A 17,259-nucleotide genomic window follows, 5' to 3' on the forward strand; every position below is an offset into this window, starting at 1 on the left:
CCTTCGTTCCTCAGGCTGACAAGAGAAAGGATGTCTTTTTTGCGACATACTGCCCTAGAAGGGCAGAATTATTTTAGCTATGGTATCGAACAAAATAGGGTTAATGCAAAAACAATGTTCGATTAATCGAACATCGTTTTTGCGCGACCTCCAGGCTAGCGAACCATTTCAGCTAAAATAATTGAACCCTCGCTGAGGGTTCTCTGCATTAATAAACATTTTCTCCCTTCATTTCTTTATGGGATTTAAAATGTCGTTGGCATTTTTTGAGTACTTTTCCGCTGCGTTTTTAAGGTTAAAATGACTATTTTTGCAGGGTTGACTTATATTAATAATATCCTTAAGCATGGCTTATCCTAAGGTTTCAATCATTACCATTGTTTACAATAATGTCAGGGATATCGGATTTACCCTAGCATCTGTAGACCAACAGACCTACCCCAATATTGAATATATCGTGGTGGATGGGAAATCTACGGATGGTACCATGGATGTTATTGCCGAGTATAAAGAAACGATCAATATTTTGGTATCTGAGAAGGATAATGGGATCTATGATGCCATGAACAAGGGTTTGGCTTTGGCTACTGGTGACTATGTGCTGTTCTTGAATTCGGGGGATGAGCTTTTTGCTGCCAATACCTTGGAAAAGATCTTCGGTAATGAGGACAATGCGGATATCTATTATGGAGAGACCAAGTTGATCAATGAGGATCGAGAGATCATTGGCGATCGTCGCCATAAGACACCAGACCATTTTGATTGGCAATCCTTTAAATATGGGATGAACGTCTGTCATCAGGCGATCTATATCAAGCGGAGCTTAACAGCGCCCTATGATCTGCAATATAAATTGAGTTCAGATATCGATTGGGTGATCCGTGCAGCCCAAAAGGCGAACAAGGTAGTCAATGTAAAAGATTATGTTGCAAAATACCTAGTTGGTGGTATGTCTCAACAGCGACATAAGCAGAGCTTGAAGGAGCGTTATGATATCTTTAAGAAATACTATGGTTTTGTTCCAAACCTCATTAACCATGGTGTGATCGCGATGCGATTAGTGGTACATCGATTGAAGCATGGCAAAACAAGAGACTAATTTTTTAAATCCCAACCTTTTGGTGGAGCTGGCAAACAGTAGGATGCCCTTTGGAAAGTACCAAGGCTATCTTTTGATGAACTTGCCGGAGCCCTATTTGGCTTGGTTCAAACAAAAGGGATTTCCACCGGGCAAAATCGGGATCTTGTTGGAGACCCTCTATGAAATAAAGCTCAATGGCCTGGAGTATTTATTGAAGCCATTAGTCAAAAAGTGATGAATATCAATTTTTGCTCGTCCAATTTTTTTATCTTTGCAGCATAATTTTAAACATTAAACGCCGTTTGCAGCGGTATCAATGAATATATGGCACAATATCAAACATTGCTGTACTATTGCTACAGCCCTATCGAGAATGCGGAAAAGTTCGCAGAAGATCATCTAGAATTTTGTAAATCACTTGGCTTATTAGGACGTATCATCGTTGCTGAAGAAGGTCTTAATGGTACGGTTTCAGGTACTCCAGAAGCTTGTAAAGCCTATATGGAGCATGTACATGCGGATCCAAGGTTTGCAAAAACCGAATTTAAGGTGGATGATGTAGAGGAGCTTTCTTTTATCAAGATGCATTGTCGTTACAAAGAGGAGATCGTGCATTCAGGTTTGCGAAATCCTGCTGAGATCGATCCTAACAAACAAACCGGTAAGCACTTGGAACCTAAGGACTTCTTGGCCATGAAGGATCAAGAGGATGTGGTTATCCTAGATGTCCGTTCAAACTATGAGCATAATGTAGGTCGTTTTAAAAACGCTGTTACATTGGATATTGAGAATTTCCGTGAATTTCCAGAAAAAGTGAAAGAGTTGGAACACCTAAAGGGCAAGAAAATCTTGACTTACTGTACAGGTGGTATCAAGTGTGAAAAAGCATCCGCTCTTTTGTTGAAGGAGGGATTTGAAGATGTATATCAATTGCACGGTGGGATCATAAAATATGGTAAGGAAGCAGCTGGAGAGGATTTTGAAGGGGAGTGCTATGTTTTTGATAATCGTGTTACAGTTCCAGTCAACTCAGTGAACCCAACAGTTGTTTCAACATGTAAAAACTGTGGAAAGATAACTTCAAAAATGATCAATTGTGCAAACCCGATTTGCAATGAGCATTTTACGCAATGTGATGAATGTGGTTGGGAATTAGATGGTTGCTGTTCTGATGCATGTAAGTCGCATCCGAAGAAACGTGAGTATGATGGCACAGGATATTATGTGAAAGTTCCACAACCTGTCAACATTGAGAAAATCTCTAAGCGTAAGCACAAGAAGTTGGTGAAAAATTAAAAGTTTATTAAAATATTTCGAAAAATCCGTTTATCTTTCAATAGGTAAATGGATTTTTTATTATAATCTAAATTAGAAAAGCGAAATGGATAGTCAGAAAGTAGACATGTTTTTAATGTCAAACAACAAGTTTTTTGAGTCATATCAATTGATGGAGATCAAGGATTTATTGACGAGGTCGGATGAGAGCAAATACACGAATGTTCAGATCCAACAATATAAAGATCCAACTACTGTATTGATTGTTTCCATTTTGGCTGGATCCTTTGGAATCGACCGTTTTATGATTGGAGATACTGGTTTGGGGATCGCTAAATTATTGACTTGTGGAGGTTTGGGTATTTGGACTATCATTGATTGGTTCCTGATCATGGGAGCAACAAAAACCAAGAATTTCGAAAAGCTCATCACATCTTTGAATTACTAATTCAATGCGAGGGCCAAGGAACAGACTGTATATTACGACAGGAATAGTTTGTTTCTTTGGGATTGTCTGGTTGTTGCTGGATTATTATGCTGCCGCAAACGTCACACTATGTCCAGTAAAATTAGTTACTGGCTATCCTTGTCCTTCCTGCGGAACGACAAGGTCTATATCAGCACTGTTTAACGGAAAGATCGTAGATGCTTTTATGATCAATCCCTTGGGGATTGTGTCAAGCATCATTATCATCACTGTTTTGTTATTGATGTTGCTTGATCTGCTGACTAAGCGAGATTATTATTTTAAGGTATATAGTCGGGCAGAGAAATTTCTTCAGCAACATAAGGCATTCAGTGCCATTCTGGTTTTATTAATTATTTTAAATTGGGCATGGAACATATCGAAGGGTCTTTAGATTTTAGTCCGAGGGAGATTACTGAGGATGAACGTGAATATGCGTCAAATAGTTATTTGATGTCTTTGTTTGCTTTATTTATTGGACTACCCTTACCAATATTCAATCTATTGGCAACCGTGATTTTCTATTTGGGAAATCGGAAGTCTACACGCTTTGTGAAGTGGCATTGTACCCAAGCGCTCATATCCCAATTTGCCATTTTCTTTTTCAATACTGTTGGTTTTTGGTGGACCTTGGCGATTATTTTCCATAAGCAAGAAGTGAGCAATGCTTATATCGCCTATATCATCTTGATTTTACTATTGAATGGGATTGAAATTGTTTCCACGATCTATACTTCCATAAAGACCAGGAAAGGAATTCATGTACGTTGGTTTCTGTTTTCAGACATCACCGATAATCTTTTGAAAAAATGAAGATACTAGGCAAGTTTCTGATTTTAGCTGCGGGTATTGCAGTCTGTTATTTACTGCTGTTGCAAGTGAATTGGACCAGTTTATTTCAGGTTCAGCAAAATCAGGTCCGCTTAGAATCTAAATTGGGTAAGTTGGTCTTGGAACAAGTTCGTGACCTGTATGATGTGATTGAGGATGAGCAGATCGACAGCACCTTAGATTCGCTATTTATTCCCTTATTAAAGGAAAACTATATCCCTACAAAAAACTACGATCTATTGTTGGTCGAGAGCGAAGAGGTGAATGCCTTTGCGCTTCCTGATGATAAAATCATTGTGACGACCGCCTTGATCAATTTCTTAGATAGTGCGGATTACATGTCAGCCATCTTGGCGCATGAGATCGCCCATTGTGAAAAGAACCATGTGATGCGTTCGTTGATCACTAATTTCGGTTTGGACCTCTTGCTTTCCGGCTCTGGGACGGGAGAGGTGACCAATTTCTTGACTGGGCAAGCTTTTTCCAGGAAGCTTGAAAAAGAAGCCGATGAAATGGCGGTGGAGTATTTAGAAGAAGCTCATATTGATCCTAATAGCCTGATGAAGGTCATGGAATTATTTGATGTGTATTTGAGTTCGGATGGGGATGTCAGCTGGATTTCTTCACACCCTATTCCTACAGACCGTAAGAAATACCTTGGTCAAAAAATCAACCGGATCGAGACAGACCCTAAAAGCTATAAGAGCCCGATTAGTTCCAAGAGCTGGTCGGATCTGCAAGGTTTAGTGTCTGCATATGGCAATCAGGATTAATCTCGGTCCGACCTTCCTCCAAAACTTCTTAAATTATAGTTCAGACTCAAAAGGAAGTACCTGGTCAGGGTATTTGAGGTAATGTTTGATATTGAAATCTCTGAAGCCCGGCGATTGACATTTCGGGCATTGTTGAACAAATCAAAAGCCTTTAAGGAGATTTCAGCATTTCTTTTCTTCAAGATCTTATAACCGATCGAAGCGTTCAGCAAGTTTGTAGAGATAGCTTCTGCGCCCATTATACCACCATTACGGTAGAAGGAATAATTGTAGCCCAAAGTCATGTTCTTGAAGAATTCCAGGTTCAAGGAATTGCTGATCCTGTGGTTGGTGATCCTGTAATGGGTTATTTCACTCATTGGGTTATTGGTGAAATTCATATTGAGATTGTAATTGAATCCAATAATGATCTTTTTGCTGAAATTGGTGAATATGCCGACATGCTGACTGAAGCCATAACTGTGGTTTGGCATCAACACTTTGTTGAGGATGGCATAGTTACGGTTGTAATACATGTAATTGTTCAAGTTCAGGTTGAAGCCCAGTTTTTTTAATGGAAGGCCATAGTTATTGTTGGCTCGCAGTTGGAATACTCCATCGATGTTTTCAGGAACCATATATTGTCCGCCGGCACCGAGGATAATATCTTCAAACAAGGTGATGGTACTATCGGTGGTCATGGTGGAGTTGATGATCTTGTTGTTGGTGTAGTCAAAATTGAGGCTACTGTTGAAACTCCGGCCATTGCTGCGGTTCACGTCTCGATATTGAAGGCGGAGCCTGTGGGTGTATTCTTGGCTTAGATTAGGGTTACCATTCCTGACGAACAGTTCGTTGGAATTATCGATATAATCCTGCAATTGATCAATGGAAGGCGTATTGGTCGCTCCGTTATAGTTGAATTCCAATCGTCTTTCCTTGTTGAAATAGTAGGCTACGGTCAATTCAGGGAGGAAGGCGCCAAAGTCTGCAGTGGTTCGCAAGTTTATGGGAACGGTTCGGTTGTTTACCCGATAGCCGTGTTCATAGTTCATTCCGGCCTGGAATCTAAAGGTATCCTGTTTGTTGTAGGAATAAGAAAGCCCAGCGCTATGATGGGTAAAATCGTTTCGGAATTCATTGGATAATCGATCGTTCAGTTCTTCATATTGACCGGTTTCAGCAAGAAACTCCATGGTTTTCCTATCGGAGTAGTTGCTGGTATTTCGCATGCTGTAGTTGGCCTGTAATCTGGAGATCTTGGAGACGTTGTAGGTGTAAGAAAGCCTGCCGTTGTATCCATTTCCATACCCGTAGGTGGTGCTTTCGCGGTTGTTGGTGTCGATGCGGTCCAAGACTGCGTCTTTGTAGTATTGGTTGAATGCCAAGGTTTTTCCCAATGCTTCGTTGCTGCTTTTATTTCCGTCAAGACTTAGGGAAATGGTTTGCCCCGCTTTTTTGAAGCGATGCATATAGGTCATGCCGCCACCAAAATTGAGGGCTTCATTATTATTGTTAAAATTTCGGTTGGAATTGTTCAAAGGTTCTGTCCTGTCCTTGCTCATGCTGCTGATGGAGCTATTGGCAAGATCAGTTTTTGTATAAGAAAGGTTAGGATTGATATCGATACGGTTCATGCTGTCGATATCCCATTTCAATCGCCCCCTTAGGTTATGGGATATATTCCCGTTGTTTCCGGTTTGCTGCTGGTTTTGGAACTGATTAGCGCGGCTTCCTGTCGTAAATTCAATATCTGATAGGGTGTTGGTAAAGGTGCTGCTGTTGCGGAACCTGTAGTTTCCATTTACCTCCATCTTTTTGTCGAGGAAAGTATTGGTATAGTTGGCTGCAGCGGCATAGGTGTCAGATAGACCGCGATCGGTATTGTTGTTTCCCCTTCTGAATCCACCTCGGCCTTGCTCTGAAAATTCCGTTTCATTGATGTTGTTAGCCATGACGTTGATGGAAATCTTTTCATCACCTCGGAAGGCATTGACACCGGAGTTGATGGAGAATTTATCGGAATCTCCCTTTCCGGCATTGAACTTTCCGAACAAGCCTTTTTTCTTGTCGGGTTTGGTGACAATGTTGATGACCTTGGACCTTTTACCATCGTCGAATCCAGAGAATTTAGTCTGTTCGGATTTCTCATCGATGATCTGAAGCTTGTCAATAATATCAGCTGGGAGGGTTTTTAGTGCTACTTTAGGGTCGGTACTGAAGAATTCCTTTCCATCCACCATGATTTTGGTGACTTCTTCGCCATGTGCCGTAACTTTTCCATCTTCATCGATGGTAACTCCTGGGACCTGAGCGACCATTTCATCAGCATCAGCGTATTCCCTAGTGGCAAAATTGCGTGAATTGAACTCCATGGTATCACCTTTGACGGCCACACTCGGAGGAGGAGCAATGGTGATTTCTTCAATCACGATTTCTCCGGGCTCTAAACCGACCATTAAGGTTTCCATGGAAGGTTTTACCACGATGTTTCGCTCGAATTTTTTGAAGCCCAATAGGGTACCTGTCAATTTATAGTTTCCATTCGCTACCCTTGGGATAGAAAAGTCGCCTTTCTCATTGGATTTGGCGGTGCGGATGGTTGAGTCTTTCAGGTTAAGGAGTTGGATGCTGGCATCCTGTAAGTTGCTACCCTTTGTTTTGTCTTGTACCTTTCCAGCGATATTGACTTGAGCCAATACACAGGCACAGCTTAATAAAACTAAACATAAGGTAAGCAGGTATTTCATGGTAAGGTTTGATGGATTTTTTTCAATTATATAATTTTTAGGCGATAACAGCCTGATAATCACAAAAAAGATACATTGTTGTTATGACAATGGTAAAAACCGAAAAAATGAAAAAGATAGATTATCAATAGGTTACAGCAGAATTGAAAATCTCGGAAAGACGAGTCGCATTAGAGATGTTACACAGGGGCCAAATCCGTTGACAAGGACATTTTCAGAAAAATTGGATATATTTGCTTATTAATAATCAATGAAAGAAACGACACTTAGTAGGAAGGAAAAGATTCTGCAAACTGCCTTACAGTTATTTGCAATTAAGGGATACCTTGATACCTCGACGAAGGAGATTGCTGCAAAAGCTGGAGTTTCTGAAGCACTTATCTTTAAGCATTTCGGAAACAAAGATGCTTTGTTGGCACATATCGTGAAGTCTGGTTATAGGAAGGTACTCCTTCACCATAAAGGGATGATGACCTATAAGGGGGCCAAAGATTTTCTAAAGAACATGGTTCAGTTCCCGAGTAAATTGGTGGCCGATGATCCTTTGTTCTGGAAATTGCAAGAAAGACTTTCTCACCATAGTTTCTCCAAATCTCAACATGAACTCTTCATTAAGCCCGTTCAGCCCATCGTCCATAAGGCGTTTGAAGAATTGGGTTATGCTAATCCGGATCTGGAAACACAATACTTATTGCTGATCATTGATATGTTATGGAAAAAAGAGGCCTGCGGGGAGCTCGAGAATGCATCCGAATTAGCCTCCTTGGTTGAGGAAAAATACAACCTTTAGTATTGCGTGTTCCTGCGTGTTGTTTTTTAAAAGTGCAAAATATTTTAAAAAACAAGTAAAAATGCCTTATTTCGTGTAAACTATATTGTGATGATTAAGAAACTCTTCAGTTTTGGATTGCTATCCATGATGCTTATTTCTGCAGCATTCGCTCAGAACAAACCCAATTTCGTAGATTTTATCAATCAAAAGCATTCCTGGGTTGATTCTGTGTTCAATACCTTGACACCGAAGCAACGCATAGGTCAGCTTTTTTTGGTGAGAGCCCATACGAACTTGGGGCAAAAATATGTTGACTCCGTAAAACAGGTGATTGAGAAGGAACAGTTGGGTGGATTAGTGGTATTCCAAGGAGGACCGGTAAGGCACGCGAATATGTTCAACCAATACCAAAAGGTGAGCAAGGTCCCTTTGTTGATTACATTTGATGGAGAATGGGGATTGGGTATGCGTATGCCGGATTCGACGATTTCATATCCTTATCAGATGACTTTGGGTGCTATCCAGAACAATAACCTCTTATATGAAATGGGTAGACAAGTGGCGCGTGATTTCCACCGGATGGGAATGCACTTTAACTTTGCGCCCGATGTGGATATCAATAACAACCCTAAGAACCCTGTCATTAACTTCCGTTCTTTTGGTGACAATAAGTATAAGGTTACTGAAAAGGCAAAAGCCTATATGGACGGGATGGTTCAAGGCGGTATCCTGGCCTCATTGAAGCATTTCCCTGGACATGGGGATACTGATGTGGATTCGCACCATGATTTGCCACAATTGAAGTTTGATAGAGCAAGGTTGGATAGCCTTGAAATGTATCCGTTTAGACAGTTGATCAAAGATGGTGCTCCTTCTGTGATGGTTGCACACATGAATATTCCGGCGTTGGACAATACGCCAAATATCCCTTCTTCTATTTCTAAGAAAGTGGTGACGGACATTATCCGTACGGAGTTGGGCTTTAGAGGGCTGACCGTGACGGATGCGATGGACATGAGTGGGGTGAAGAAATTCTTCCCAAATGGGGAAGCTGATGTGATGGCTATTGAAGCTGGACATGATCTATTGGAAGTATCTGCGAACAGTGGTCGTGCCATTGATTTGGTTGAGAAAGCGATTAAATCGGGTAGACTGTCTCAAGCTGATATCGATGCTAGAGTGAAAAAAGTATTGGCAGCAAAATTATGGTTGGGATTAAACCAAGTGAAGCCAGTTAATACCAATAGACTTTATGAGGATCTGAATACACCTGCTGCGCAAAGCTTGGTTCAACGTATTTCAGATGCAGCGGTTACTCTGTTGAAATCTGATCGTGGCTTGAAGAGATTTGATCCTAAGAAATCAACTTCGATTGTAAGTGTGGGGATTGATCAGGTTCAAGATTTTGAGAAGGGTCTGGCTTTGCAGTTGACAGATTTTGATCAGTTTTTTATCAAAGGCGATGAAACAGAGGGGCAATTGAAAGATTTGATGAAGGATTCTAAAGATAACCGTCAGATTGTTTTGGTCATCCATGATAATCGCAGTAGACCACGCAGTGAATTGCTGTTGAACGATGCTACAAAAGATTTTATCGATAAGATTGCGGGTAGAAGAACGATTTCAGTGATGTTTACCAATCCATACGCGATGAATTCTGTGGATGTGATGCGTAGTTCATCCGTTCTTTTAGGATATCAAAATGATTTTTTCATGCAAAAAGCTGTTCTTAAGGTGTTGTTGAAACAAATTAAACCAGAAGGTAAATTGCCAGTAACTATTTCTGAGCATTTAGAAAACGGAAAAGGGTTGTAATCCAATTTTGTTAACATAAAAATAAAGTAGCCAGTAAATTTTACTGGCTTTTTTTATTCAAAAGAAAGACTAATTTTGCTATGTAGATTGAGAATTATGGCAAAAGAGCAGATTTCGATATTTGATATGTTTAAGATAGGGATTGGACCATCCAGTTCGCATACTTTAGGCCCTTGGCGTGCAGCGCAGCGATTCGTTGAAGCGTTGCAGAAACGAGAGGCTTTAGAGCATGTGCAGGAGGTCAAGATCCTTTTATATGGCTCTTTGGCAAAGACTGGTATCGGTCATGGTACTGATATCGCGGTGCTGCTGGGCATGAGTGGGGATGACCCTGTAACCTTTGATGTAAATGATGTCCTGCCGAAGGTCAATCGCATCAAATCCAACAAGAAGTTGGATCTGGGAGGTAAAAAGGAAATTGATTTTTCTTATGCCGATGATTTGCTTTTCCTTTATGACCAAAGTCTTCCATTCCATCCGAATGCCGTTACTTTCCAGGCTTTCTTGGACAATGGAAAAGCCATCTCTGAAACTTATTATTCGATTGGCGGTGGATTTGTGGTTCAGGAAAATGATACAGAAAGCGTACTGTCGGAGATCGACCTTCCTTTTCCAATTGATACCGCTCAAGAACTGATGGTTTCTTGTATGCGTACCGGATTGAAAATTTCGGAGTTGGTCTTGGAAAACGAATGTTCGTGGCGCTCGGAGCAGGAAACTCGGGATGGTGTATTAAAGATCTTCCAAACCATTAAAGAATGTATTTACAAGGGCTGCCATACTGATGGGGTATTGCCGGGTGGATTGCATGTGGAAAGAAGGGCTTCCAAACTGAACAAAAAGATGCTGAAGGGTAGAGAATATTCGGATTTTGACAGTTGGGTAGAGGCAATCCGTGCAGGTGGTAGAGATTTCGGTTATATCTTAGATTGTGTGAGTTGCTTTGCTCTGGCGGTGAATGAGGAGAATGCTTCGTTTGGTCGCGTGGTGACTGCTCCTACCAATGGTGCAGCAGGGGTGATTCCTGCGGTGCTGCAATATTACATCGTGTTCCACGATTGCTATAAGGAAGATAAGATCATTCAATTTATTGCTACTGCTTCTGAAATAGGATCTATATTCAAAAAGGGGGCAACAATTTCTGCTGCGATGGGAGGCTGTCAGGCAGAGATTGGGGTTTCATCCGCTATGGCTGCAGGGGCTTTGACCGAGTGCCTGGGCGGTTCGCAAAGGCAGGTCTTGATGGCGGCTGAGATCGCTATGGAGCATCACCTTGGACTGACTTGTGACCCAATCGGAGGTCTCGTGCAGATTCCATGTATTGAAAGAAATACCATGGGGGCCATCAAAGCGATTACGGCTGCTCAATTGGCTCTTCAATCGAATCCTGACAAGGCAAAAGTGAGTTTGGATGCGGTAGTGAGCACCATGTGGGACACTGCGCAGGATATGAATGTGAAATATAAAGAGACGGCAGATGGTGGATTGGCGATTAAAGTTCCGCTGAGTTTGCCGGAGTGTTAATTCAAAAAGAAATATTTTCAAAATAGAATTGGAGCTGCCCAAAAGGGCGGCTCTTTTATTTTCGATTTTTCTATCTTTGTAAAATGATTCGATATGCGGCACTAGCTTCTGGAAGTAACGGAAATAGCTATTATATTGCTAAGGGCAATACTTCCATCTTAATTGATGCCGGAATCAATAGCAAGCACCTGCATTTAAGGATGGCATCTTTGGGGATAAACCCTGCCAGTATCAATGCCATCTTTATCACCCATGAACATACCGACCATATTTCTGGACTCTCTGTTTTCTTGAAAAGGTATCAGATCCCTGTTTATCTGACGGAGGGAACCTATGTATCATCCAGATTGCAATTGCCGAATTACCTTATCAATTTCATCAAGCCGAATTCTGTTATCAATTTAGCGGATTTTTCAGTTTATGGTATCCCTAAATACCATGATGCCCAAGAACCCTGTAGTTTTTTGGTTTCTGATGGAGAGCTGAATATCTCTGTCCTTACGGATTTGGGAAGGATATGCGATAATGTGAAGAAGGCAATCCGTATTGCGGATATTCTGTTTTTGGAGGCAAATTACGATGAGGAAATGTTGTTGACCGGAAGGTATCCTTATCATCTGAAAAACAGAATTAAAGGAGGTTGGGGTCACTTGTCGAATAAGATATCATTAGAGGCTTTTATTGAGAATAAGTCCGACCGCTTGAAACATTTGATATTGGGTCACCTTTCTGGTGAGAACAATTCGGTTGAAATGGTTGAGCAGGTCTTTCAGCCACATTGCCAAGAATTTAAGATGTCGGTAGCTAAGCGGACGGAGTCGACTCCGTTGTTTGAGATCAGTAAACCGGTTCAAACTGAAATATACGTGGAAGAATTCTCCTATCAATCGATCCAGATCATTACGGGATAATTCCAAGAGTAAGTTATTCAAAAAGGGAGCTGTTATGATCATAACAGCTCCCTTTTTGTATTGCATATTTTTATTGCAGTTCCATTTTAAATAGCTCCGCCAGATGGCTTCTGAGTTTGGCTTTCACTTCTTCTACATCCACTTTATGGCCCAGTTCACTTTCCATGGAGGTGACATCTTTGTCATCAATTCCACAAGGGACGATATTGCCAAAATAGGCTAGGTCAGCATTGACATTAAAGGCGAAACCGTGCATAGTGACCCAACGAGAAGCTCTAACGCCCATAGCGCAGATCTTCCTTGCTTTTTCATTGTCAGGATCTAGCCAAACGCCCGTGTATCCTGGGTATCTGCCGGCTTCGATTCCGTAGTCAGCAAGTGTCAGGATAATGGCTTCTTCAAGCGTTCTAAGGTAAAGATGGATGTCTGTAAAAAAGTTATCCAAATCTAAGATCGGATAGCCTACAATCTGTCCGGGGCCATGGTAGGTGATGTCGCCACCTCTATTGATCTTATAAAAGGTGGCTTCTTTTTCTTTTAATCCTTCTTCATCCAGCAACAGGTATTCTAAATGTCCACTTTTACCAAGGGTATAGACATGAGGATGTTCGGTAAATATCAAAAAGTTTGGTGTTGGATCCTGTGTGTTATTTACTCGGTTATCGTGTTTGATGGCGAGGGTCTTTGCAAAAATCTCTTCTTGTTTGTCCCAGGCATCTTGATAATCCAATAATCCCCAATCAATAAACTTTACTTCTTTGTTTTGCATTTTATTCTACTAATACAACAGGTTGTTATATGGATATCTGGCGTTGTGCATTTTCACAATGATATCATATAGTTTTTCCTTGAATTCCTCTACGTTGGTTTTGTTGGTTGCAGAGATAAAGATCGCTGGATCGGCATTTTTTGCCATCCAAGAGTTTCTGAAATCATCCAAGGTAACTTTGATCTCTTCACCATCTTCATCCAGTTCAACTGGAGGTTTATAGGCATCGATCTTGTTGAATACGGTGATGATTGGTTTGTCAACTGCACCGATATCTTTTAAGGTTTCATTTACCGCTCGGATATGATCCTCGAAATAAGGGTGGGAGATATCAACGACATGGATCAATACATCAGCTTCTCTGACCTCATCTAAGGTAGATTTGAAACATTCCACCAAATGGTGAGGAAGCTTGCGGATAAATCCAACGGTATCTGACAATAAGAACGGAAGGTTGTCGATTACGACCTTTCTAACCGTTGTGTCCAACGTAGCGAAGAGTTTGTTCTCGATCAATACATCAGATTTTGAGACCATGTTCATGATGGTGGACTTACCAACGTTGGTATAGCCGACCAATGCCACGCGGATCATCTCGCCTCTGTTCTTGCGTTGGGTCTCGTTTTGTTTGTCGATGACTTTTAACCTATCCTTCAACAGAGAGATTTTATTCAAGATCATCCGTCTATCACTCTCAATCTGGCTTTCACCCGGACCACGCATACCAATACCACCACGCTGACGCTCCAAGTGGGTCCACATTCTTGTCAATCTGGGCAATAGGTATTGCAGTTGGGCAAGCTCGACTTGGGTCTTTGCCTGAGCGGTTTTCGCATGTTTAGCGAAGATATCCAAGATCAGGTTGGAGCGGTCAAGCACTTTGATGCCGAAATATTTCTCGATGTTCCTCAATTGGGAAGGAGAAAGTTCATCATCAAACACCACGATGTCAATTTCTTCCGCTTGGATAAATTCTTTGATTTCATCCAGCTTACCTGATCCTACAAAGGTTGCACGGTCTGGAAAAGCTAACTTTTGGGTGAATATACCTTTGGTTACTCCACCTGCGGTAGTCACTAAAAATTCTAATTCTTCTAAATATTCTTTGGCGGTCTCGTCCGAAACATCGGGAGTGATTACACTCACCAATACTGCTGTTTCTGGCTTTACTGCCGTGTCATATATCTTAAATCTTGCCATTTATTGTTTTTAAATAGTGAACAAGCTCGCCAATGAAATGGTTCTAGCTTGTTTAAACCTTGTTTAAGTAGAAACAAGTTTACAAAGTTACGGTTTTTACGAGATTTTGTCCCAAGAAATAGCAGGGGAGCTTCTGCTTAAATACTGGGCTAAGAGTTGATTGCGTTCTTCCTGCAGGTTTGGATCCTCATTGAAGATCTGGATCACCAATTGCCTTGCCTCGGAAAGGATGGCTTGATCTTTAGCAAGATCGGCGATTCTCATTTCCAACACTCCGGATTGCTGGGTGCCTGAAAGATCACCAGGGCCACGGAGTTGAAGGTCCACCTCTGCGATTTCAAAACCGTCATTTGTTCGCACCATGGTTTCCAATCGGGTTCTGCCTTCCTTACTCAATTTGTTGCTGGACATAAGGATACAGAAAGATTGCTCTGCTCCTCGACCCACTCGACCTCTTAATTGGTGTAACTGGGAAAGACCAAAGCGTTCGGAGTTTTCAATGACCATCACGGATGCATTCGGCACATTTACCCCTACCTCAATCACCGTCGTAGCAACCATTATCTGGGTTTCCCCTTTGATGAATCGCTGCATCTCAAAGTCTTTATCTTTCACAGGCATCTTTCCGTGAACAATACTGATTCTAAAATCGGGTAGTGGAAACTCTCGCATCAAACCTTCTAATCCAGCTTCTAGATATAGCAAGTCCATCTTTTCGCTTTCCTTGATTAAAGGATAGACGATATAGACTTGCCGACCCTTTGTGATTTCTTCACGCATGAATCCAAAAACACGTAAGCGTTGGTTTTCGAAAAAGTGAACCGTCTTGATAGGTTTCCTTCCGGCTGGTAATTCATCAATAATGGAGATATCGAGATCACCATACATGGTCATCGCCAAAGTCCTAGGGATTGGCGTTGCGGTCATCACCAACATATGTGGAGGAATGAGGTTTTTACGCCATAGTTTGGCTCTTTGTTCCACTCCAAAACGATGTTGTTCATCGATTACTACAAAACCAATATTCTTGAATTTCACCTTGTCTTCAATCAAGGCATGTGTACCGATCAGGATATCCAGCGTGCCATCCTCCAATTCTTTGTGAATGATCCTTCTAGCCTTTGCGGGTGTTGAGCCTGTCAAAAGCTTAACCGTGCAGATATCATCGCCCAATAATTCCCTTAAACCATTGTAATGTTGAGTAGCAAGGATCTCTGTGGGAGCCATCATACAGGCTTGGTAGCCATTATCGATAGCCAAGAGCATGCTCATTAAGGCCACCACCGTCTTTCCAGAACCCACATCACCTTGCACCAATCGGTTCATTTGAGCACCCGTATTACAGTCGATGCGGATTTCCTTAACCACCCTTTTTTGGGCATTTGTAAGTGGGAATGGCAGCCTTTCATTGAAAAAGGTGTTGAACTTGTCTCCAACCTTGTTGAATTGATGGCCTTTATAACGTTGGGTATTCAGCTGCTTGTTTTTCAATAAACGGAGTTGAATAAAGAAAAGCTCCTCAAACTTCAATCTGTTTATAGCGGCCTTCATCAACTGCTCGTTTTGAGGGAAATGAATGCTCAGCAAGGCTTGTTGAAGTGGTAAGAGTTTGTATTTATCAAGGATATAAGGAGGTAAAGTCTCAGCAACCGTCCTTAAAGTAGTTTCTAAGGCTGTTTGTTGAAGCTTTTGGATGCCTTTGGAATCCAGATTGAATTTCTTTAGTTTTTCCGTGGAAGAATAGACTGGCTGCATGGTCATGTTTCCGACCTTTTTACCCTGTTGCTGGTAGAGTTCCATCTCGGGATGGGTAATGGAAATTGCTCCATTAAATTCCGTTGGTTTCCCGTAGATAATATAAGCGGCGCCGACCTTAAGTCCTTTTCTTAACCATGCGATGCTTTGGAACCATACCAATTCCATCATCCCGGTATCATCCTTGAATTGACCAACCAGGCGTTTAGCCCGTTTTTCGCCAACCTCTTGGAGACTCATCAACCTGCCCAATACCTGAGCGCCCACCATGTCTGGGTGCAGCTCTCGGATCTTATGGAATTTCGTGCGGTCGATATACCGAAAAGGATAATCCTGCAAAAGGTCTCCAATCGTAAAGATCTGGAGCTCTTTCTTGAGGACATCCGCTTTCTGCGGACCTACGCCTTTGAGATATTCTATGGGAGTTATTAACGATAAATCTGCCATGGGATAGTTAATCCCACTAAAATAATAAAAACTTTCAACTCAGGCTCTGATAACAACAAAAGCTCCCCAGAATCGAGGAGCTTTTCACTGTTTTATATAGATAGATTTAGGGTTAAATGATGGTGGTTCCGCCATCCACTGCCAAATTTACCCCTGTAATATAGCGGGCATCTTCAGAAGCTAGAAATAAAGCCGCCAAGGCAATGTCCTCTGCTTTTCCATAGTCCTTCATCGGGATGATGGACATAAAATAAGGCTTGTGCTTCGGGTTATTTAGGTGAGCTTCAGCCATCGGGGTCATAATATAGCCGGGGTTGATTGCATTCACGCGGATTTTCATCTTGCCGAAATCTACAGCTGCTGCACGTGTAATTGCAGATACACCACCCTTAGATGCGGTGTAAGAGCCAGGTCCAGACATTCCGGTCAAGGCTGCAATCGAAGAAATATTCACGATACTACCTCCGTTTTCCTTCATGTGGGGAAGAACCGCTTGCATCCCCAACATCACACTGTTGATGTTGATGTCGTAAGTCTTTTTCCAAAGCGACTCATCCTGCTCTTCAAATGGAGTAGGGACTGAAATTCCCGCATTATTGATCAGAACGTCTACCTTTCCAAAATTATTCAATGCCGCAGGGATGACATCATTAAACCAAGCCTCTCTATTTGAAACATCATGTTTTACAGCGACGGCATCAAAGCCTTCGGACTGCAATTTCTCCACGATGGCATTCAATTTATCAATCTGTATATCGGTTGCTATTACTTTTGCGCCTTCGTTTGCAAACAAATAGGTCATGGATTCACCCATCCCCGATGCTGCACCGGTAATAATGGCGACTTTGCCTTTTAATCTCATAGTAGTGTTTTTTCGTGAATAAATATCATAAGCTTCTTTCATTAAAAAA

16 protein-coding genes are annotated in these 17,259 nt (G+C 41.6%); 11 read left to right on the forward strand and 5 right to left on the reverse strand.

All coding sequences use genetic code 11. The features are described from left to right. The first annotated feature begins 346 nt into the window (after positions 1–346). The 7 genes from CKW03_RS01685 to CKW03_RS01715 all read left to right on the forward strand — a co-directional run bounded on the left by CKW03_RS01685 (position 347) and on the right by CKW03_RS01715 (position 4,426). Entirely contained in the window at positions 347–1,099 is a 753-nt protein-coding gene (locus tag CKW03_RS01685) for a glycosyltransferase family 2 protein (protein WP_093101201.1), read from the forward strand. Beyond that, a complete protein-coding gene (locus tag CKW03_RS01690; protein WP_093101203.1) occupies positions 1,080–1,316 on the forward strand; it encodes a DUF3820 family protein in 237 nt (78 codons plus the stop codon). The genes CKW03_RS01685 and CKW03_RS01690 overlap by 20 nt, the downstream gene beginning before the upstream one ends. Positions 1,317–1,405: 89 nt before the next feature. Beyond that, entirely contained in the window at positions 1,406–2,377 is a 972-nt protein-coding gene (gene trhO, locus CKW03_RS01695; RefSeq protein WP_093101205.1) for an oxygen-dependent tRNA uridine(34) hydroxylase TrhO, read from the forward strand. Positions 2,378–2,492: 115 nt separating this feature from the next. Continuing rightward, positions 2,493–2,804: a TM2 domain-containing protein gene (locus CKW03_RS01700; protein ID WP_236736578.1), complete on the forward strand. Its 312-nt coding sequence runs from the start codon at positions 2,493–2,495 to the stop codon at positions 2,802–2,804. A 4-nt stretch (positions 2,805–2,808) separates the two neighbouring features. Continuing rightward, positions 2,809–3,216 carry a DUF2752 domain-containing protein gene (locus CKW03_RS01705; protein ID WP_093101209.1) on the forward strand — a complete coding sequence of 136 codons (408 nt, stop codon included), beginning with the start codon at positions 2,809–2,811 and terminating at the stop codon, positions 3,214–3,216. Further along, the gene (locus tag CKW03_RS01710) at positions 3,192–3,635 is read left to right on the forward strand and encodes a magnetosome magnetite crystal formation protein family (RefSeq protein WP_093101211.1); all 444 of its coding nucleotides are present in this window, start codon (positions 3,192–3,194) and stop codon (positions 3,633–3,635) included. Before CKW03_RS01705 ends, CKW03_RS01710 begins: the two co-directional genes overlap by 25 nt. After that, positions 3,632–4,426: a M48 family metallopeptidase gene (locus CKW03_RS01715; protein WP_093101213.1), complete on the forward strand. Its 795-nt coding sequence runs from the start codon at positions 3,632–3,634 to the stop codon at positions 4,424–4,426. The genes CKW03_RS01710 and CKW03_RS01715 overlap by 4 nt, the downstream gene beginning before the upstream one ends. Here the strand turns inward: CKW03_RS01715 and CKW03_RS01720 are convergent. Further along, a complete protein-coding gene (locus CKW03_RS01720) occupies positions 4,423–7,155 on the reverse strand; it encodes a TonB-dependent receptor (protein WP_093101215.1) in 2,733 nt (910 codons plus the stop codon). The genes CKW03_RS01715 and CKW03_RS01720 overlap by 4 nt on opposite strands. A 250-nt stretch (positions 7,156–7,405) precedes the next feature. On the opposite strand from CKW03_RS01720, the gene CKW03_RS01725 reads away from it, so the two are divergent. The 4 genes from CKW03_RS01725 to CKW03_RS01740 all read left to right on the forward strand — a co-directional run bounded on the left by CKW03_RS01725 (position 7,406) and on the right by CKW03_RS01740 (position 12,177). Next, on the forward strand, positions 7,406–7,945 hold the full coding sequence (locus CKW03_RS01725) for a TetR/AcrR family transcriptional regulator (protein ID WP_093101217.1): 540 nt from the start codon (positions 7,406–7,408) through the stop codon (positions 7,943–7,945). Between the two features lie 90 nt (positions 7,946–8,035). After that, the gene (locus CKW03_RS01730) at positions 8,036–9,742 is read left to right on the forward strand and encodes a glycoside hydrolase family 3 protein (protein ID WP_093101219.1); all 1,707 of its coding nucleotides are present in this window, start codon (positions 8,036–8,038) and stop codon (positions 9,740–9,742) included. A 96-nt stretch (positions 9,743–9,838) separates the two neighbouring features. Beyond that, positions 9,839–11,266 (forward strand): L-serine ammonia-lyase, encoded by a 1,428-nt coding sequence (locus tag CKW03_RS01735; protein ID WP_093101221.1) that lies wholly within the window; start codon positions 9,839–9,841, stop codon positions 11,264–11,266. Between the two features lie 83 nt (positions 11,267–11,349). After that, positions 11,350–12,177, forward strand: coding sequence for an MBL fold metallo-hydrolase (locus CKW03_RS01740; protein ID WP_236736579.1), 828 nt, complete (start codon positions 11,350–11,352; stop codon positions 12,175–12,177). Positions 12,178–12,247: 70 nt separating this feature from the next. On the opposite strand, the gene lipB is transcribed toward CKW03_RS01740, so the two are convergent. The 4 genes from lipB to CKW03_RS01760 all read right to left on the reverse strand — a co-directional run bounded on the left by lipB (position 12,248) and on the right by CKW03_RS01760 (position 17,210). Beyond that, entirely contained in the window at positions 12,248–12,946 is a 699-nt protein-coding gene (lipB, locus tag CKW03_RS01745) for a lipoyl(octanoyl) transferase LipB (RefSeq protein WP_093101223.1), read from the reverse strand. 9 nt (positions 12,947–12,955) lie between these two features. Beyond that, positions 12,956–14,146 carry a GTPase HflX gene (hflX, locus tag CKW03_RS01750; RefSeq protein WP_095067834.1) on the reverse strand — a complete coding sequence of 397 codons (1,191 nt, stop codon included), beginning with the start codon at positions 14,144–14,146 and terminating at the stop codon, positions 12,956–12,958. Positions 14,147–14,242: 96 nt separating this feature from the next. Further along, entirely contained in the window at positions 14,243–16,348 is a 2,106-nt protein-coding gene (recG, locus tag CKW03_RS01755; RefSeq protein WP_093101227.1) for an ATP-dependent DNA helicase RecG, read from the reverse strand. 112 nt (positions 16,349–16,460) lie between these two features. Further along, positions 16,461–17,210, reverse strand: a complete 750-nt coding sequence (locus CKW03_RS01760; protein ID WP_093101254.1) for an SDR family NAD(P)-dependent oxidoreductase — start codon at positions 17,208–17,210, stop codon at positions 16,461–16,463. Positions 17,211–17,259: the final 49 nt, after the last annotated feature.

The organism is Sphingobacterium mizutaii (assembly GCF_900187125.1).
Lineage (GTDB): Bacteria > Bacteroidota > Bacteroidia > Sphingobacteriales > Sphingobacteriaceae > Sphingobacterium > Sphingobacterium mizutaii.

Bases quoted from the DNA above. Each gene is read 5' to 3' on its own strand.
- CKW03_RS01685 (WP_093101201.1), top strand. From the start codon at position 347: ATGGCTTATCCTAAGGTTTCAATCATTACCATTGTTTACAATAATGTC.
- CKW03_RS01690 (WP_093101203.1), top strand. From the start codon at position 1,080: ATGGCAAAACAAGAGACTAATTTTTTAAATCCCAACCTTTTGGTGGAG.
- trhO (WP_093101205.1), top strand. From the start codon at position 1,406: ATGGCACAATATCAAACATTGCTGTACTATTGCTACAGCCCTATCGAG.
- CKW03_RS01700 (WP_236736578.1), top strand. From the start codon at position 2,493: ATGTCAAACAACAAGTTTTTTGAGTCATATCAATTGATGGAGATCAAG.
- CKW03_RS01705 (WP_093101209.1), top strand. From the start codon at position 2,809: ATGCGAGGGCCAAGGAACAGACTGTATATTACGACAGGAATAGTTTGT.
- CKW03_RS01710 (WP_093101211.1), top strand. From the start codon at position 3,192: ATGGAACATATCGAAGGGTCTTTAGATTTTAGTCCGAGGGAGATTACT.
- CKW03_RS01715 (WP_093101213.1), top strand. From the start codon at position 3,632: ATGAAGATACTAGGCAAGTTTCTGATTTTAGCTGCGGGTATTGCAGTC.
- CKW03_RS01720 (WP_093101215.1), bottom strand. From the start codon at position 7,155: ATGAAATACCTGCTTACCTTATGTTTAGTTTTATTAAGCTGTGCCTGT.
- CKW03_RS01725 (WP_093101217.1), top strand. From the start codon at position 7,406: ATGAAAGAAACGACACTTAGTAGGAAGGAAAAGATTCTGCAAACTGCC.
- CKW03_RS01730 (WP_093101219.1), top strand. From the start codon at position 8,036: ATGATTAAGAAACTCTTCAGTTTTGGATTGCTATCCATGATGCTTATT.
- CKW03_RS01735 (WP_093101221.1), top strand. From the start codon at position 9,839: ATGGCAAAAGAGCAGATTTCGATATTTGATATGTTTAAGATAGGGATT.
- CKW03_RS01740 (WP_236736579.1), top strand. From the start codon at position 11,350: ATGATTCGATATGCGGCACTAGCTTCTGGAAGTAACGGAAATAGCTAT.
- lipB (WP_093101223.1), bottom strand. From the start codon at position 12,946: ATGCAAAACAAAGAAGTAAAGTTTATTGATTGGGGATTATTGGATTAT.
- hflX (WP_095067834.1), bottom strand. From the start codon at position 14,146: ATGGCAAGATTTAAGATATATGACACGGCAGTAAAGCCAGAAACAGCA.
- recG (WP_093101227.1), bottom strand. From the start codon at position 16,348: ATGGCAGATTTATCGTTAATAACTCCCATAGAATATCTCAAAGGCGTA.
- CKW03_RS01760 (WP_093101254.1), bottom strand. From the start codon at position 17,210: ATGAGATTAAAAGGCAAAGTCGCCATTATTACCGGTGCAGCATCGGGG.